The 18,001-nt window shown below is 43.8% G+C and carries 13 protein-coding genes; 12 read left to right on the plus strand and 1 reads right to left on the minus strand.

Annotated elements, in window-relative coordinates:
• The first annotated feature begins 91 nt into the window (after positions 1–91).
• From ACFS6H_RS05470 to ACFS6H_RS05525, 12 genes are all read left to right on the plus strand, one after another.
• Positions 92–4,756, plus strand: a complete 4,665-nt coding sequence (locus ACFS6H_RS05470) for a choice-of-anchor J domain-containing protein (protein WP_386096066.1) — start codon at positions 92–94, stop codon at positions 4,754–4,756.
• Positions 4,757–5,496: 740 nt separating this feature from the next.
• Complete coding sequence (locus ACFS6H_RS05475) at positions 5,497–6,246, plus strand: rhamnogalacturonan acetylesterase (RefSeq protein ID WP_386096068.1); 750 nt, start codon at positions 5,497–5,499, stop codon at positions 6,244–6,246.
• Positions 6,247–6,251: 5 nt separating this feature from the next.
• Positions 6,252–7,241 (plus strand): pectinesterase family protein, encoded by a 990-nt coding sequence (locus ACFS6H_RS05480; protein ID WP_386096070.1) that lies wholly within the window; start codon positions 6,252–6,254, stop codon positions 7,239–7,241.
• 57 nt (positions 7,242–7,298) lie between these two features.
• On the plus strand, positions 7,299–8,930 hold the full coding sequence (locus ACFS6H_RS05485) for a glycoside hydrolase family 28 protein (RefSeq protein ID WP_386096072.1): 1,632 nt from the start codon (positions 7,299–7,301) through the stop codon (positions 8,928–8,930).
• Between the two features lie 128 nt (positions 8,931–9,058).
• A complete protein-coding gene (locus ACFS6H_RS05490) occupies positions 9,059–10,015 on the plus strand; it encodes an alpha/beta hydrolase fold domain-containing protein (RefSeq protein ID WP_386096074.1) in 957 nt (318 codons plus the stop codon).
• Positions 10,016–10,141: 126 nt separating this feature from the next.
• Positions 10,142–11,401 (plus strand): L-fucose:H+ symporter permease, encoded by a 1,260-nt coding sequence (gene fucP / locus ACFS6H_RS05495; RefSeq protein WP_386096076.1) that lies wholly within the window; start codon positions 10,142–10,144, stop codon positions 11,399–11,401.
• A gap of 24 nt (positions 11,402–11,425) precedes the next feature.
• Entirely contained in the window at positions 11,426–11,758 is a 333-nt protein-coding gene (locus tag ACFS6H_RS05500; RefSeq protein WP_386096078.1) for an L-rhamnose mutarotase, read from the plus strand.
• Between the two features lie 22 nt (positions 11,759–11,780).
• Positions 11,781–12,554, plus strand: a complete 774-nt coding sequence (locus ACFS6H_RS05505; RefSeq protein WP_386096080.1) for an SDR family NAD(P)-dependent oxidoreductase — start codon at positions 11,781–11,783, stop codon at positions 12,552–12,554.
• A 115-nt stretch (positions 12,555–12,669) separates the two neighbouring features.
• On the plus strand, positions 12,670–13,524 hold the full coding sequence (locus tag ACFS6H_RS05510; RefSeq protein WP_386096082.1) for a fumarylacetoacetate hydrolase family protein: 855 nt from the start codon (positions 12,670–12,672) through the stop codon (positions 13,522–13,524).
• Positions 13,525–13,549: 25 nt separating this feature from the next.
• On the plus strand, positions 13,550–14,407 hold the full coding sequence (locus tag ACFS6H_RS05515) for an amidohydrolase family protein (protein ID WP_386096084.1): 858 nt from the start codon (positions 13,550–13,552) through the stop codon (positions 14,405–14,407).
• Between the two features lie 9 nt (positions 14,408–14,416).
• A complete protein-coding gene (locus ACFS6H_RS05520; RefSeq protein WP_386096086.1) occupies positions 14,417–15,205 on the plus strand; it encodes an SDR family oxidoreductase in 789 nt (262 codons plus the stop codon).
• A 24-nt stretch (positions 15,206–15,229) separates the two neighbouring features.
• Complete coding sequence (locus tag ACFS6H_RS05525) at positions 15,230–15,892, plus strand: SGNH/GDSL hydrolase family protein (protein ID WP_386096088.1); 663 nt, start codon at positions 15,230–15,232, stop codon at positions 15,890–15,892.
• 441 nt (positions 15,893–16,333) lie between these two features.
• On the opposite strand, the gene ACFS6H_RS05530 is transcribed toward ACFS6H_RS05525, so the two are convergent.
• The gene (locus ACFS6H_RS05530) at positions 16,334–18,001 is read right to left on the minus strand and encodes a glycoside hydrolase family 43 protein (protein ID WP_386096090.1); all 1,668 of its coding nucleotides are present in this window, start codon (positions 17,999–18,001) and stop codon (positions 16,334–16,336) included.

Below are 18,001 nucleotides of genomic sequence, written 5' to 3' on the forward strand. Positions count from 1 at the left end.
AAAAGCACGGAAAGGAAAAAATAGATATCTTCCAATATCAAACCATGTTTTGCTGATAGGTTTGCAACCAAAATTTACTTAAACACTGCTTATGAGAAAGATTTACACAAATTTTCTTTCCTTATTTCTGCTATTCGTATGTGCCGGGGTATTGAATGCACAAACCAATGTAATTATCCCTGCTGCAAATACTAATTCCGGCTCCATCAGGTTTCCGCTTGCGACATTCTGGGGCTACGAGCGGTCGGCAATGATTTATACCCCCGCTGAGATAGGTGTGATAGGGAATATCCAGGCTGTTTCATTTTATTTGAATGGGGCTACCAGTCCCGGAGCGGCTACAAATGTGCGGGTGTATTTAAAAACAAGGAATACAACCTTTACGGTTACCAGTACTTATGCCACGGAAACAACCGGGGCTACATTAGTATATGGGCCTACTACTTTACCGGCATCAACATTTGTTGCAGGACAATGGATCACCTTACCGCTTACTACAGCATTCCCCTACGCCGGAACCGATAACCTGGAAGTGATTGTTGAAACAAATGCCACAGGTGGTGGAAGCGGTGAAGGCAGTACTGCCAAGCAGTTCCGTTTTACAACACAGCCAAATACCGAGTGGTTCCAGACATGGAACACAGATACCAATCCGCCTGCGGGCGTTGGCGCAAGATCGGCCAGCAGACCTAATATACGTTTAACCATACAGGAACCGCCCTGTGTTCCGGGATCTTTGACCGGTGGTACAACGGCAGGTTCGGCAACGGCTTGTCCGGGTATTCCGCTTAGTTTAACAGTAACAGGCGCCAGTACAGGTGATGGTATTACTTACCAATGGGAATCAGCTTCTGCTGCTACCGGGCCATGGACGCCTATTGCAACGGCAACTACATCAGCTTATGCAGCAACAGTAACAGGCACTACATGGTTTAGAAGAAAAATGACCTGCGGCGGTACAGACGCATATTCAACCGCACACCAGGTAACGTTAAATACACCTACACAGTGTTACTGTACTCCTTCTTTCCTCTCTACACGGGTAGAGCCTATTACATTGGTTAATATAGGAGGCATTAACAATTCCTCCTCCAATCTTACTACTTCGCCGGCTTACGAAAACTTTACAGCCATAACCCCTGGTAATGTATACCAGGCCGCTACGCATACTATTACACTGAAGGGTAATACTGCCGGTGCCTGGACTAATTTATTCAAAGTGTATTTTGACTGGAACCAGGATGGTGACTTTACTGATGCGGGAGAAGAATACCCGATTGGTTTTATAACCGGTTCAACAGGTTTAGATGCTACGCAGGTAAGCGGTAATATTAATGTTCCGGCAACCGCGTTAGTAGGACTTACACGTATGCGGGTGGTTAAAATTTTTGGTTCAACCATGCCGGTTGATAATATATCCTGTATTGCCACAGCTACTGATTATGGCCAGGCGGAAGATTATATGGTAAATGTAGGTGCACCGCTTTGCCCGCTTCCGGCATCTATCACTGCAGCTACTGTTATACCAGGCGCTGCTACCCTTAACTGGACGGCTACCACACCAATACCTACAGTAGGATATCAGTGGGTGGTAACCAGTACCAATGCATCGGCAACAACAAATGTTGTACAACAAGGTACTACTGTTAATACGGTAACCTCTGCTGCTATTGGCGGTTTAAATAATAATACCACTTATTATGCATGGGTTCGTACAGACTGCGGTGCAGGCGCCCTGGGACCATGGGTTGGACCTTATGCCTTCACCACACTTTGTGATGTAATAACGACGATCCCTTTTAATGAAACGTTTGAAAATGCAAGCGCCACACGCAGTTGCTGGCGTAATGAATATGTTAGTGGTAATGTAAACTGGATATACAGAACAGGTGCGCCTTATGGAGCCGTGACAACAGCACATGGCGGCACCCTGAATGCCAGCTTTAATTCCGACAACTACGATGGCAATACTACTAAACTGGTATCACCTCTATTCAGCTTTGCCAGCCTGAACTACGGCGCTACCCTTAATTTCTGGTATGCCAAACAAATGGATCCTGACTGGGGTGATGTGGATGAATTAAGAGTTTACTACAGAACATCGATCGGTGGCAGCTGGACCCTGATACCCGGAGCTGAATATACTGCCAATATCGGTGCATGGCGTCAGGTAGAGATACAGTTACCGGCTTCTGTTAATTCAACAGTATACCAGATAGCATTTGAAGCGGCATCAAACTGGGGCTTTGGTGTAGTAGTGGATGATGTAAGTATTACCGCTACGCCATCCTGTATTCCTCCGGCCGATGTAAAAGCATTCGGTATTTCAACTACCGAGATCGTTACCTCCTTTGTATCTCCGGGTAATAACTTTATTATTGAATATGGTACGGTTGGCTTTACACCGGGTACCGGAGCTGCTGCAGGTGGTGGTACATTGGTTACAGGGCCTATCACCGGTTCGCCGGTTACCATCACCGGTTTATCCGCCGGTACTACTTATGATATTTATGTACGCAGAGATTGCGGTGGCGGTGATATCAGTACCAATAAAAAAGTTACTGCCGCTACCTTGTGTGCCGGTACTACCATTCCATACTTCCAGAATTTTGAAACTTCGGTAGTGCCTAACTTCCCAACCTGCACCAGCATGGAGGATGTAAATGGTAACAGCGGTTCAACTGTGGATGCCGAAGGTGGCAGGTGGATCACTTTCAGCAGTACTAACCCGCTGCAATATGTATCACCTACCAAATCACTGTTGTATCACTATGACCTGCTGGAGCCTACCAGGGCTGCAGATGACTGGTTCTATTTACAGGGATTGAACCTGACCGGCGGTACAGAGTACAGGCTGAAGTTCTACTACAAAGGAGCTTTTGGCCCTACTTATATTGAGAAGTTTGAAGTGAAATATGGTACCAAAGCATATTCAGCCAATCAAACCAACCTGTTATACTCTAACATGAATGTGATAACTGCATTTGCCAGTGCTTTTGATTCGGTGATTGTTGACTTTACACCACCGGCCAACGGTACTTACTATATCGGCTTCCATGCATTATCCGATGCCGACCAGGCCTTCCTGGTACTGGATGATGTAAGTGTTGGCATTGCTCCTAAAGTGGATGCTGGCGCTACTTCATTGACATTACCGGCACTGAACTGTCCTACCAGCAATGTTACCTTCCAGGCACAGATCAAAAACTACAATGTTAAACCACTTGACTTTGCGGTAAATAATGTAGAGGTGATCGCAGCTATCAGAACCCCAGGTAATACCAATGATACGGTACGTACCAAACTTACCTCGGGTACCGTGGCCGCAGGTGCTACTACAAATATCTATTTAAGTCCTAACTATAACTTTAGTGCAGGCGGCACCTATACTATCAAGTTATATACCTCATCCCCGCTTGATCCCATTAATGGTAACGATACCCTTTACAGAACGGTAGTGGTAAATCCGTTGCCAACCGCTCCGGTAATAACAACAGCCAATCCTGCTCTCTGTACAGGTGGTATAACACAATTATCGGTACCGGCGGGTACAGCAAGCACGGCAACCTTTAACGGTACCAGCGGTAATATTGCCCTGGCAGTGCCGGATAACAGTCCTGCGGGTATTACCAGCACCATTAACGCTACAGGTGTACCGGCGGGTGCAACCGTTACAGGCATAACCGTTACCATCAATGCAACACATACCTATGTGAGCGACTTTGTTATTAACCTGGTGGCTCCTAATGGCAGGATACTGAACCTGTTTAATGGACGTGGGGGCAGTGGCGATAACCTGACCAATACGGTCTTTAATAATACCAGTACTACTGCGTTAACATCCTCGGCTGCACCGTTCACCGGTACTTTCCGTCCCGATGCGGCACAGGGTGTTGGCCCTACCACGGCATCATCTAATGCCGCAGCATTTGCCGACCTGTTCACTGTAGCGGGAGGTGAATGGAAACTGGCTTTACGTGATCTGGCTAATGGTGACCTGGGTGTTTTACTAAACTGGAGCATCAGCTTCAACTATAGCTATACGCCATCGCTGGTATGGACACCTGCTACCAACCTGTTCACTGATGCGGCAGGTACACAGGCCTATGTTGCCGGAAGCAGTGCCTATACAGTGTTTGCCAAACCAGCTTCCACAGCTACCTATACCGCTACTGCTACAGGTGCAGGTGGTTGTACCCGTACGGCCTCAACAACCATAACCGTAAGTGCTTACACTCCGGTTACTATTGCTGCCAGCATACCTGACACTTTATGTATCAGTGATCCTGCCTATACATTAACGGCAGATCCTGCGGGTGGTGTATGGTCGGGCATAGGTGTATCGGGCAATACCTTTATACCGGCTGCCACAGCGGTAGGTAAATACACCCTTAGTTATACCTATACCAATGCAGGTGGTTGTGCTACCACAGCTACCAGGGTTATCAATGTTAAAGACTGTCCTGAGCGTTATGTGTTATTGCGCGACTCTGCTTTATATGTATATCCTAACCCAAGTAACGGTCAGTTCAATATCCGTATAAACAGTGTACTGTACGAAAAACTGCAGATGCGTGTTTACTCGGGCTCAGGGTTACTGATGAAAACCCAGGATTTAAGTAACCTGCGCTATGGCAGTGTGATACCTATTGATATCCGTGGCCTGGCAGGAGGATTATACTTTGTACAATTCTACTACGATAACGGCGTAAGGGCTTCTGATAAAACCTTCCGTGTTATCATTGGTCATAAATAATGAATGATACTTACGTTAAAAGGCACTCAGTAATGAGTGCCTTTTTTTTATGGTATTGCGTTGCTTTTTTACCCGCAGATAGCGCTGATGGATTACGCAGATTTTCGCACATATCTCAGCGCAGATCAGCGTTGTATTCATCTGTGAAATCTGCGGGGGTATTTCACAGTTTTATATACGGTCTTAATTTTTTACCCGCAGATAGCGCTGATTGGTTACGCAGATTTTCGCGGAACATATCTCAGCGCAGATCAGCGTTGTATTCGTCTGCGGAATCTGCGGGGATATTTTCTATTATTGTTCAACTTTTTTACCCGCAGATAGCGCTGATTGGTTACGCAGATTTTCGCACATATCTCAGCGCAGATCAGCGTTGTATTCATCTGTGAAATCTGCGGGGATATTTCACAGTTTTATATAAGGTCTTAATTTTTTACCCACAGATTAGTACTGATTTGATATGCAAATTTTCGCGGAACATATCTTAGCGCAAATCAGCGTTGTATTCATCTGCGAAATCTGCGGGAATTATTTCACTTTAGCTTGTATGAATCTTAAACCGGCCATTCATATTTTTCGTTCAAATAAACAGTCCGAACCCACTCAATCATTAAAAATTTACAAATATTATTGTCCGCAATCGTTCCCGGCCCGGGAGCAGGAAAGCTATGCCAACTAATTAAGGTATATTGGCGTCGTACACAATAAGCCGAACATTATTGTTATTCTAAATGCTTGTCATGCTTAAACAAAGAACGCTTTTGTTAATTGCCATACTATTTATTATCTGTGGCTTTACTTTCAAACCCGATACCATCACTATCTGGATGATGGGAGATTCCACGATGTCGATTAAGAAAAAAGAAGCCTATCCCGAAGCCGGCTGGGGCATGCCTTTTGCCAACTACTGGGATTCGACCATTGAAGTGAAGAATACAGCACAAAACGGGCGAAGTACCAAATCATTTATTGCCGAAAGCCGGTGGAAACCCATCGAAACCGGCATGAAGAAGGGCGACTACCTGTTCATCCAGTTCGGGCATAATGATGAAGTACCTACTAAAAAAAGTTATACCTCCCCGGCAGAGTTCACCGCCAACCTGACCGTATTTGTAAAAGCGGCAAAAGAAAAAGGCGCTACCCCCGTATTAATTACCCCGGTGGCCAGGCGTAAGTTTGATTCTACCGGTGTATTACAGAACACGCATGAACAATATTCGCAACTGGTAAGAGAGGTGGCGGCAGCCAATAAAGTGATACTGATTGACCTGGATGCAAAAAGCCAGGCTTTGTATAAACAACTTGGACCGGAAAATTCCAAACACCTGTTATTACACCTTGCACCTGGGCAAAACCCCAACCACCCGGCAGGTAAGGAAGATGATACGCATTTTAATGAATACGGTGCCAGGCGTATGGCTGAGATCGTCATCAATGATATTAAACAACAATTACCCGAATTAGCTAAAAAGCTGCTCTATAAAAAGTAAGCATCATGTACAAGATGAAATCCTTTCTCTCTGTTTTACTTTGTTGTATTACGCTGGTTGCAGCAGCACAGCAAAACTATCCTTCCAAACTGGTAGTGGCCAAAGACGGCAGTGGCGATTATGCCACCATACAGGAAGCGATCAATGCGATCAGGGCCTATTCTCCCGAACATATTACCGTAACCATTAAAAACGGTGTGTATAATGAAAAGATCATTGTTCCGTCCTGGATAACCAACGTAACCTTTATTGGCGAAGACCGGTACAAAACAATTATTACCAATAACGACTATTCGGGTAAGTTGATGGCACAGGGAGCAGATACGCTTACCAATAAAACAAAATTCAGCACTTTCAATTCCTATACTATGTGGGTACAGGGCAATGATATTACTATCCGCAACCTCACCATACAGAATACGGCAGGCAGGGTAGGGCAGGCAGTAGCCCTGCATGTTGATGGGGACAGGTTTGTTATACAGGATTGTGACCTGCTGGGCAACCAGGATACTTTACTCACTGCCGGCGACAGTACCCGTCAATACTACTATAACTGTAATATTGAAGGCACTACGGATTTTATTTTTGGCCCTGCTACGGCGGTATTTGAAAACTGTACCATTAAAAGTTTAAGCAACTCCTATATCACCGCAGCTTCCACCCCTCAGTGGAAACAGTTTGGCTATGTGTTTCTAAACTGCAAACTCACGGCCAATGAAGAGGCTAAAAAGGTTTACCTGGGCCGCCCATGGCGTGCCTATGCCCGCACCGTTTTTTATGGTTGTGAGTATGGCAAACATATCCGCCCCGAAGGCTGGCATAACTGGAGTAAAACGGAAAATGAGGCAACAGTATTTTATGCGGAGTATAATAATACAGGTGAGGGCAGTGATCTGAGTAAAAGAGTAAGCTGGGCTAAACAGTTAACTAAAAAGGAAGCAAAGGCTTATACAGTAAAAAATATTTTTAACGGCTGGAAGCCCAAAATCAATTAGGTAGTTTGGCAATTTGAAAATTTAATGGTGTTGTTTAATAACGAATAATTAGCCGATATGATAAAAAAAAGTGTAACAACGATTGGTTTTTTACTGTGTATGATAATAACGCAGGCCCAGTACAGCTGGAGTAACCTGCCCACGGTGAAACAAACCTCTTTTAAAAAAGATAGTTTCAATATTGTAAAGTATGGCGCGGTATCAAATGGTATAGCGCTTAACACAGCCAGCATTACCAAAGCCATTGATGCCTGTAATGCCAATGGTGGCGGTGTAGTGGTAGTGCCCTTTGGTATATGGCTTACAGGGCCTTTGCAGTTAAAGAGTAATGTGAACCTGTATATACAAAAAGGTGCAATGCTGCTGTTTACGGCAGATAAAACACAGTATGAATTAGTAGAAGGCAGTTACGAAGGCCGTAGTTCCGCAAGAAATCAATCGCCTATATGGGCAAAGGGTGCGGAAAATATTGCCATTACCGGTGGCGGTGTGATTGATGGTAACGGGGATATCTGGCGTGCCTTAAATAAAGACCAGGTAAGAGAAGGGTACTGGAAAAACAAAATTAAATCCGGCGGTGTACTGAGTGCCGACGGAAAAAAATGGTACCCTTCGGAGCAATTTAAAACAGCCAGTGAAAGTAAACGCAGCATGTTGCTGGAGCCAGGCAAAAAGCTGAGTGATTTTGCGGATATGAAGGATTTTTTAAGACCTAATTTATTAGTGCTTACCCGCTGCAAACGCATTTTGCTGGAGGGGGTTACTTTTCAAAACTCGGGTGCCTGGAATTTACATCCGTTGATGAGTGAAGATATCATCATCAGGAATGTGACCGTTAAAAATCCTGAATACTCACATAATGGGGATGGCCTGGATATAGAGTCCTGTAAGAATTTTATAGTGGAGGATTGTGTGTTTGATGTGGGCGATGATGCTATTTGTATAAAATCGGGTAAGGATGAGGAAGGCCGTAAGCGTGGTATGCCTACACAAAACGGCGTTATAAGAAATAACCTGGTTTACAAAGGTCATGGTGGCGTGGTTGTTGGCAGCGAGATGAGCGGCGGCACCAATAATATTTTTATTGAGAACTGTATTTTTATCGGCACCGATAAAGGCCTTCGTTTTAAATCAACAAGAGGACGTGGCGGGCTGGTAGAAAAAATATATGCCCGTAATATTCAGATGCGTGATATAGAACAGGAAGCCATATTTTTTGATATGCACTATGCCGTGAAATTTGCTACCGATGGTGAAAGAAAAGTGGATACCACTTTTGGGGAAGGCACCCCTGTGTTCCGCGATATGCAATTTGAGAATATTGTTTGTGAAGGCGCCAACAAAGGTGTTTTTATAAGAGGATTACCAGAAGCGCCTATTCAGAACATAAGGATTAAAAACTCGCAGTTCATTACCACTATTGGTGCGGAGTTATCCCTGGCGGATAATATACTGCTCGAAAATATACAATTCACACCCCAAAAAACGGATCCTGTTATTGATATAAAAGATGCGGCTAATATTCAACTGGTGAAGATCGGCTTCCCGGCCAGGTTGAAAACAGCTTTAAAGATCGGAGGTGGACCTGCAACAAAAAACATTACTTTAAGCGGCTCTGCCTATAAAAAAGGCGCGCCTGAAATTGTGATCGACCCGGCAGTGAGTGCTGCTGTGTTACAGATTAAATAATATACCGGGGCGAATGTGTCAGCACATTCGCCTCTTTGTTTAAAATCTGTTAACAGTTGTTAGTGTTGTTTGATTGTATATTGCTAAGGTTTCTGCCCATCTCTAATCTGGCCACCAGGCTGTTCTGTATGAAAAGTATAATAACGATCTGTTTTTTATTCACTACTGTTTGTCTGTGGTCGCAGGGCAAAAAAGATTACCCGGTAGATACCAGCTTTAGTATATATGGAAGTTGGGTAAAGGAAAAAAAGAAATTCCCTCACATCACCATTGCAGAACCGGCCCTAACGCCGGCTATTAAAGTGGAACAGGATATTGTGTACCGCAGTGTAGGTAACAGGCAGTTGTTACTGGATATTTACCGGCCGGCAAAAGCAAAAAAGAAATCACCTGCAGTGTTAATGATATTTGGCGGCGGCTGGCGTTCGGGCGATAAAACCCATAACCGGGCCATGGCCATTAAACTGGCCGGACAGGGTTATGTAGCTGTGTCAGCAGATTACCGTTTATCCCCGGAAGCCGCTTTTCCTGCCGCCGTGCACGATCTTAAAGCCGCGGTGCAATGGTTAAAGCAACATGCCAGGCAATATAATATCGACATTCATAAAATAGCCACACTGGGTTGTTCTGCAGGCGGACAACTGGCATCATTGATCGGTAATACCAATGGTAACCCTTTTTTTGAGGACAGTACGGTCAAACAACGGTATACCAGCGATGTGCATGCCGTGGTAAATATTGATGGTACACTTGCTTTTAAACACCCTGAATCCGCAGAAGGTGCAGTGGCAGCACAGTGGCTGGGCGGTACCTGGGAGCAGAGCCCGGCAACCTGGACGAATGCGGCCCCCTTAACGCATATCCATCCTCAATCACCGCCCTTCCTGTTTGTGAACAGCTCTATACCACGTTTCCATGCCGGTCGTGATGACATGATTAAAAAGATGGATATGTGGGGCATCTATCATGAAACAAAAACATTCCCCGATACACCACATACTTTTTGGTTTTTTAATCCCTGGTTCAATGAAATGATGGATACCATTGTTTCCTACCTGGATAAAGTTTTTAAATTAAAAAAATAAATAAAATGTGTTTGACTTATCCGGGTGAAGCAGGAAATAATTATTGTATAAAATGGCCGGTTTATACCTATTGCATACACCTGTATGTTATTAAAACCTATATCTTACAAGCCTAATTGCTTTTATATGAATCAACAAAACAAATATCTCTTCCCGTTTATAATGGTCACCAGTCTTTTCTTTTTCTGGGGCTTTATTCATAACCTGGATCCAATTCTTATTAAACACCTGCAAAGTGCGTTCAGTTTAACGCATGTACAGGCTTCACTGGTCGATTCGGCTGTGTTTGTTGCCTATTTCATAATGGCTATTCCTGCCGGTATCATTATGCAGCGTTATGGGTATAAAACGGGTATATTGGTGGGCCTGGCTTTATTCGCAATAGGATGTTTTTTATTTATACCAGCTGCCAATACCATAAGCTATACGTTCTTCTTAGGATCACTGTTTATTTTATCTTGTGGGTTAACCATACTTGAAACGGCCGCAAATCCATATATAACTGTATTGGGCGATCCGGCAAAAGCTACACAACGGCTGAATTTTGCGCAATCATTTAACGGTCTTGCTGCTACACTTGCCCCTATTGTGGGCGGTTATTTTATTTTAGCGGAAGAGCCCAAATCTCAGGAAGAAATACTGGCGTTAAGTGACCAGGCCCGTATAGCCTATATCCAGGCCGAAACCTCGCTGGTAAAAGGCCCTTACCTGGTTTTAGGTCTCGTGATATTATTGGTAGCGGTCATTTTCTTTTTTGTCAAATTGCCTGAGATAAAAGAAGATGACCATGCAGGACAACCGTCCGGCTTTTTAAGTGCTTTACGAAGAAAAAATGTACGGGGAGGAGTTATAGCACAGTTCTTTTACGTAGGTGCCCAGGTGTATATTTTTAGTTTTTTATTGGTATTTGCCAAAGAGGTGTTAGGTATGACAGGCCAGGAAAGTAAGATATATGCCGGTGTGGCAGGGTTGCTGTTTATGATCGGTCGTTTTGTGGGATCTTTCTTAATGAAATATATTGCACCCAGTAAGCTCCTTGCTTTTTATAGCCTTATGGCAAGCATCCTGATATTGATCGTCATCTTTGGGTCCGGTGTAGCTACTTTATACCTGCTGGTAGCCACTACTTTTTTCATGTCAATCATGTTTCCAACTATTTTTGCAATGGGAATTCAGGATACACATGCAGACAGGAAGCCGGCATCAAGTCTCATTATCATGTCTATTGTAGGCGGGGCTATTATTCCATTAATAGCCAGTAAAATTACTGACCTTACAAAACATATGCAGTATTCGTATTTTGTAATTCTTGCCTGCTTTGTAATCATATTATTGTTTGCACTGAATAATAAAGAAAAATCTGCTGTTATAAAGACAACAGCCTAACAGCATGCCTAAAATAATATTAGTATGAAAAAATATTGCCTGGCCCTTGACCTGAAAAACGATGAAAAGCTCATCGCCGAATATGAGGCCTATCACCGCGAAGTATGGCCCGAAATAAAAAAGGGTATCCTCGACAGTGGTATTACCAATATGGAAATTTACCGTTTTAGCAACCGTTTATTCATGATCATGGAAACCACGGATAACTTTAGCTTTGAAGCCAAGGCCCTTGTAGATAAAGCAAATTCAAAGAACGAAGAATGGGAAACCCTGATGTGGCATTACCAGCAGGCAATACCCGGTACAAAACCGGGCGAAAAATGGGTGTTGATGGATAAGATATTTTCATTAGTATAATTTTTTAAGAAGCGATATAAACATGTTTACATTAGAAAACAAAACAGCAATTGTAACCGGTGGCGGTAGTGGTATTGGCCGGGCCATCAGTATATTATTTGCCAAACAGGGGTCCGCTGTACATATTCTTGACTTTGACAGCAACGGCGCCAATAAGGTAGTGGAAGAAATTAAAGCAAGTGGTGGCAATGCTACCGCACACCAGTGCGATGTTAGTAACCAGCAGCAGGTAACTGATATTATTAAAGCTATTGCGGAAATAAGCGGCAGTATACAGTTGCTTATCAATAATGCCGGTGTGGCACATGTGGGTACGGTGGAAACCACCAGTGAGGATGATTTTAACCGCCTGTTCAATATTAACGTGAAAGGTGTATATAACTGCTTACAGGGGGCCATACCTTTTATGAAAGCAACCGGCGGCGCTATTGTAAACATGGCGTCTATTGCTTCCTCGGTAGGCATTCCCGACAGGTTTGCCTATTCCATGACCAAGGGCGCGGTAGTGGGCATTACTTTATCGGTAGCTAAGGATTTTTTAAACGATGGTATACGTTGTAACTGTATATCGCCTGCCAGGGTACATACGCCTTTTGTCGATGGCTTTATCAGTAAAAATTACCCGGGTAAGGAAACGGAGATGTTTGAAAAACTTTCCAAAACCCAGCCCATTGGACGCATGGCCAAGCCCGATGAAATTGCACACCTGGTTTTATACCTGTGTAGTGACGAAGCCTCTTTCATAACCGGTTGCGATTACCCGATTGACGGTGGCTTTATAAATTTGAATAATTAATTTTGTTACCGGCTGCATAGCCCTGGGCATCGTCCCTTGCGTCGCACACTTCAGCTGCAGTAACACCGAATATCCATTTTTACTATTAACAATTAACTACAAATAAAATATACGTATGAAACTGATCCGTTTTGGTGAGCCGGGAAAAGAGAAACCAGGTGTTATTATTAATGAAATACAATATGATGTTTCAGCATTTGTACAGGACTATAACGAAGCATTTTTTGAGAACGACGGACTTATGGCTTTGTCCGCAGTAATAAAAGAACAGGATGGTAAACTGCCGCAGGTTGCTGCCGGTACAAGATTAGGAGCACCCGTTGCCCGGCCTTCAAAAATTTTATGTATTGGTTTAAACTATGCCGATCATGCCCGTGAAACCGGTGTTACGCCACCAACGGAGCCGGTACTTTTTGTAAAATCATCTACCGCACTGGTTGGTCCCGATGATAATATCGTGATCCCCCGCGATTCCGTAAAAACCGATTGGGAAGTAGAACTGGCCGTGATCATTGGCAAAAAAGCAAGTTATGTGGAAGAGGCTGATGCCATGAACTATGTAGCGGGTTATGCTTTACATAATGATGTGAGTGAAAGGGAATTCCAGCTGGAGCGTGGCGGTACCTGGGATAAAGGAAAAGGCTGTGATACTTTTGCACCTGTTGGCCCCTTTATGGCTACTAAAGATGAAATTGCCGATGTAAACAACCTGCGTTTATGGTTAAACGTGAACGGGCAAAAAATGCAGGATGGTAATACCTCCAACTTTATATTTAATATACCGTTTGTTATTGCTTATGTAAGTAAGTTTATGACATTATTACCCGGCGATATCATTTCAACCGGCACACCAGCCGGTGTAGGATTAGGATTCAGTCCGCAGATATACTTAAAACCGGGTGATGTGGTAGAACTGGGTATTGATGGTTTAGGCACATCTAAACAAACCTGTGTAGCCTGGAGTAAATAATTTTTATACTAAAAACACGGAGTCTATGTTACCGGTAATTGATACGCATGTTCATTTCTGGAAATACGATCCTGTACGCGATGCCTGGATCGATGATAACATGAAAGTGTTACAACAGGATTACCTGCCACCCACTTTACAGGGAACTTTATCACGTAACGGGGTAACAGGCTGTGTAGCTGTACAGGCCGATCAGTCGGAAGTGGAAACACTTTTTTTAAAAGAACTGGCTATTACCTATCCTTTTATAAAAGGCGTAGTAGGCTGGGTAGATCTGAAGGCGGATAACATAGAAGAGCGGTTACAATATTTTCAGCAATTTGATATGGTGAAAGGTTTCCGGCATGTGGTACAATCGGAGGCTGATGGTTTCCTGGCCAATGCATCATTCCGGAAAGGTATTGCACAACTGGCAGCATATAACTATACTTACGATGTATTGATATACCATCACCAGTTACCACAGGCCATTGATTTTGTTCAGGCTTTTCCCGGTCAGGCCTTTGTAATAGACCATGCCGCCAAGCCGGATATCGCTAAAAAGGAATTAAAAGAATGGGAAAAAAATATCCGCCTGCTGGCACAACAGCCGGGCCTGCATTGTAAACTGTCCGGCCTGTTCACCGAAGCCAGGTGGAAGGAATGGAGTGCCGCCGATTTTTATCCCTACCTTGATGTGCTGTTTGATGCATTTGGTACGGACAGGCTGATGTTCGGCAGCGACTGGCCGGTGATGTTATTATCCGGTATCTATGTTCAATGGAAAAGTTTACTGGAAAAATACATGGAAGCATATAGTGAGAAAGATAAAGCCAATGTCTTTGGTTTAAATGCAATTAAATTTTATAACCTGCAAGGTTTCTCTCTGGAAACCGAAGCGTAAAACACTGTTATGGATTTAGGATTAAAAGATAAAGTGATCATTGTTACCGGTGGCGCCAAAGGTATTGGTGAAGGTATAGCTAAAGTGTTGGGAGCAGAAGGGGCTATTGTGGCCATTATTGGCCGTAGCGAAGCAGATAATAATATTGCGGTGGCAGCTATTGAAGCAGCCGGTGGTAAAGCTTTCCAGGTGGTAGCTGAACTGGCAGATCCTGTTGCTGCTACCAATGCGGTAGATGCGGTAGCCGCGGTGCATGGGCGTATTGATGGTGTAGTAAACAATGCCGGTGTAAATGATGGGGTAGGTTTGGAAAACGGCACTTATGAAGGCTTTGTGGCCAGCCTGCATAAAAATGTTATCCATTACTACTTAATTGTACAAAAAGCCCTGCCTTATTTAAAACTATCTCAGGGGTCAATCGTAAATATTACTTCCAAAGTAGCCGATACCGGCCAGGGTGGTACTTCTGCTTATGCAGCTTCTAACGGCGCCCGTAATGCGCTTACCCGCGAATGGGCAGTAGAGTTATTAAAATACGGCATTCGTGTAAATGCACTGGTGGTAGCAGAATGTTATACACCTTTATATGCCCGCTGGATAGAATCCCTGCCTAACCCACAGGAAAAACTGGATGAGATCACGTCAAAAATCCCGTTGGGCAACAGGATGACAACCGCTACTGAAATTGCCAACACCGTGGCATTTCTGTTATCAGAAGCCAGCAGTCATACAACCGGCCAGCTGGTATATGTAGACGGGGGTTATGTGCACCTGGACAGGGCTTTGGCCAATGCATAACTGTAATACTATAAACAATAAAACATGAAATACGCAATACTCTTTGCAGGCATTTTGCTCATGGCTTTTACCTCACCACAAAAGAAAAAGAAAGTAGTTTTCTTTGGCGACTCCATTACCCAGGCGGGTGTAAATCCTGATGGTTATATTACAAAAATGGATAGCCTGATCAAAGCCGAAGGTCAGTCTGCCAATTATGAATTAGTGGGCGCTGGCATCAGTGGTAATAAAATATATGACCTGTACCTGCGGGTAGAGAATGATGTGTTAAGCAAAAACCCGGACGTAGTGGTGATCTATATCGGTATCAATGATGTATGGCATAAAGCCAGCTCGGGTACCGGCACCGACCTGCCAAAGTATATCCAGTTTTATAAAGCGCTGATCAAAAAATTCACCGATAAAAATATTAAAGTTATCGTATGCACACCAACGGTGATCGGTGAGCGGAATGATAACAGCAACCAGCAGGACGGTGACCTGAACCAGTACAGTAAAGTGATCCGTTCACTTGCGGATGAGTTTAAACTACCGCTGGTGGATCTGAGAAATGCTTTTGCCGGTTACCTGCAAAAAAATAATCCTAAAAATGAAGAAAAAGGAATTTTAACCACCGATAGGGTGCACCTCAACAATGCAGGTAATTTATTGGTAGCGCAGGAAATGTGGAAAGTGATAAAGCAATAAAATTGAATCGCAATCATATTTAATCAAGAGCCCCGGCATCACTAAACTGCCGGGGCTCTTGTATTTTCATGGTTCTTGTCTCACGAACCATATCAAAATAAATATTCGACCCCGCTGGGGTCGTGCTGAAACGCTTTGGTCTTTTCTATAAATATTTTTATCCCTTCGGGATAAGGCTGCCCATGAAAGAAGGATACGTGATGCCGACGCAGGAGGCATCTCCTGCTATGTAATTATTCCTTGAATTGAGCAGGCCTCCCCTTCGTCGGGGTGGCGAAACTCCACCTATAATGAGAATACCATGTTTAGATGCCAGCGGCATCATATGTTTATAGATTTATGCAAACGAAAACATTTCCGACCCCGTAGGGGTCGCATGTTCTTATTACCCAACCGGGCTTAACCTCGCTCCCATACCTATCCATTCATTGGAAAAACTTATTACTTTATATCATTACTGGCGGACATAAATGATCGAAACACGGCCTTATTAACGGATGCCTGTCCATTACTGCTTGTATACATACCATGTATCACTCCCACAAAACCACCGGCGGTGCGGGTACTCACAAAACGGGCATCCACATCTTTTATAAGGAGAATGAACTTTTTGTTGCTCCCTACACTATAGGAAAAATGATACTTATCTTTTTCCGCCGTTACCCTTAATAAAATGGGTTGATTGGATGAAAGCAACCGTGATGCTATTAACTCCGGCCTGCCGGCATTATTGTTATTACCGGCACCTTTATATAAAGCAATAGCCGGCTTGCCATTGATAATGGTTTTTGCAAAAAAGTAATAATGCTTTTCATTTTGAAAAACGACTAATCCCGCCTGTTCATTTTCATTTGCCGGTGTAAAATCCAGTTTGATTTCTGTAACACCATCCAGGTATCCCTGCCTGAAACCTATAAAAGAGGGGTGATTATTCTGTTCTACAGTAACAGGTCTTGTAGCAAGCGATAAACCTTTTCCGGGCAGTAGCTGGTACCAGTTTTCTTCACCTATGCGTAACTGCAGGTAACGCTTATCCAAAGTTTTATTTTTAAAATTGTCTTTAAAAATATACCTGCCTGTATAGCTTGGTGTTTTATAAGTGGCGGCATGTGTGATGGGGTAACGGTACTGTACCTCCGCCATATCCGGGTTAATAACCGGCCAGCCATCTACCCATTTAACGGGAGCCATGAATGTTTCCCTGCCGGTATTGTAATGATCATCGTCATAAGGACGGCAACCTAAAAACACCGCGTACCAATCGCCGTTAGGCGCCTGTACAAGATCGGCGTGACCAACAGTGGTAATAGGGGCAGGCCTGTTTTTATCCAGGTGACGTTGTGTGAGAATAGGATTTTTATCATAGGACTCGTAAGGCCCGGTTACTTCTTTGCTTCTGAAAACCACCTGCGAGTGATTATACCCGGTACCGCCTTCCGCTGCGGTTAAATAATACCAGCCATCTTTTTTATAAATATGCGGACCTTCTATCCAGATGGGGTTGATACTGTTGGCGCTGCCTTTATTCACTAATATTACCGGATCGCCGGTTGTTTGTTGTTGTTGTATATCATAGCTGATTATTTTAATGGTACGATGCCCGTCATACTCCGGTTTTTGATCCGGCGCATCGCTGTTATAAATGATATAGGCTTTGTCTTCATCAAAAAACAAGGAAGGATCAATGCCATGGACCTTTGGCGTCCATACGGGTTTGCTCCAGGGGCCTGCAGGATTGGTTGCCGTAATAACAAAATTGCCGCCCTTATCTATTAAAGTACAGGTAATATAAAAAAGCCCTTTGTGATAACGGATGGCCGGGGCAAATAAACCACGGGACACACCACCGTTTTTCAGGTCAGGCAGTTGTTCTTTTCTGTCAATGGCATTGCCTATCTGTGTCCAGTTAATTAAATCCGTGCTTTCAAATATCGGCAGGCCCGGGAAATAGGAGAAGGTGGAATTAACCAGGTAATACTTACCATTGGCCGCGCATATACTGGGATCGGGATAAAAGCCCGCCAGTATGGGATTTTTAAAGTGTTGTGCCAGCACATTATAACCGGTGCCAATACTTAATAAGAGGGCAAACAAAAATTTAAGGGGCAT

Source organism: Terrimonas rubra (assembly GCF_042686025.1).
In the GTDB taxonomy this organism is placed as follows: Bacteria; Bacteroidota; Bacteroidia; order Chitinophagales; family Chitinophagaceae; genus Terrimonas; species Terrimonas rubra.

Excerpts from the sequence above, each read along its gene's own strand:
- ACFS6H_RS05520 (WP_386096086.1), top strand. The coding sequence starts at position 14,417 with ATGGATTTAGGATTAAAAGATAAAGTGATCATTGTTACCGGTGGCGCC.
- ACFS6H_RS05480 (WP_386096070.1), top strand. The coding sequence starts at position 6,252 with ATGTACAAGATGAAATCCTTTCTCTCTGTTTTACTTTGTTGTATTACG.
- ACFS6H_RS05505 (WP_386096080.1), top strand. The coding sequence starts at position 11,781 with ATGTTTACATTAGAAAACAAAACAGCAATTGTAACCGGTGGCGGTAGT.
- fucP (WP_386096076.1), top strand. The coding sequence starts at position 10,142 with ATGAATCAACAAAACAAATATCTCTTCCCGTTTATAATGGTCACCAGT.
- ACFS6H_RS05470 (WP_386096066.1), top strand. The coding sequence starts at position 92 with ATGAGAAAGATTTACACAAATTTTCTTTCCTTATTTCTGCTATTCGTA.
- ACFS6H_RS05530 (WP_386096090.1), bottom strand. The coding sequence starts at position 18,001 with ATGCCCCTTAAATTTTTGTTTGCCCTCTTATTAAGTATTGGCACCGGT.
- ACFS6H_RS05490 (WP_386096074.1), top strand. The coding sequence starts at position 9,059 with ATGAAAAGTATAATAACGATCTGTTTTTTATTCACTACTGTTTGTCTG.
- ACFS6H_RS05525 (WP_386096088.1), top strand. The coding sequence starts at position 15,230 with ATGAAATACGCAATACTCTTTGCAGGCATTTTGCTCATGGCTTTTACC.
- ACFS6H_RS05485 (WP_386096072.1), top strand. The coding sequence starts at position 7,299 with ATGATAAAAAAAAGTGTAACAACGATTGGTTTTTTACTGTGTATGATA.
- ACFS6H_RS05510 (WP_386096082.1), top strand. The coding sequence starts at position 12,670 with ATGAAACTGATCCGTTTTGGTGAGCCGGGAAAAGAGAAACCAGGTGTT.
- ACFS6H_RS05515 (WP_386096084.1), top strand. The coding sequence starts at position 13,550 with ATGTTACCGGTAATTGATACGCATGTTCATTTCTGGAAATACGATCCT.
- ACFS6H_RS05475 (WP_386096068.1), top strand. The coding sequence starts at position 5,497 with ATGCTTAAACAAAGAACGCTTTTGTTAATTGCCATACTATTTATTATC.
- ACFS6H_RS05500 (WP_386096078.1), top strand. The coding sequence starts at position 11,426 with ATGAAAAAATATTGCCTGGCCCTTGACCTGAAAAACGATGAAAAGCTC.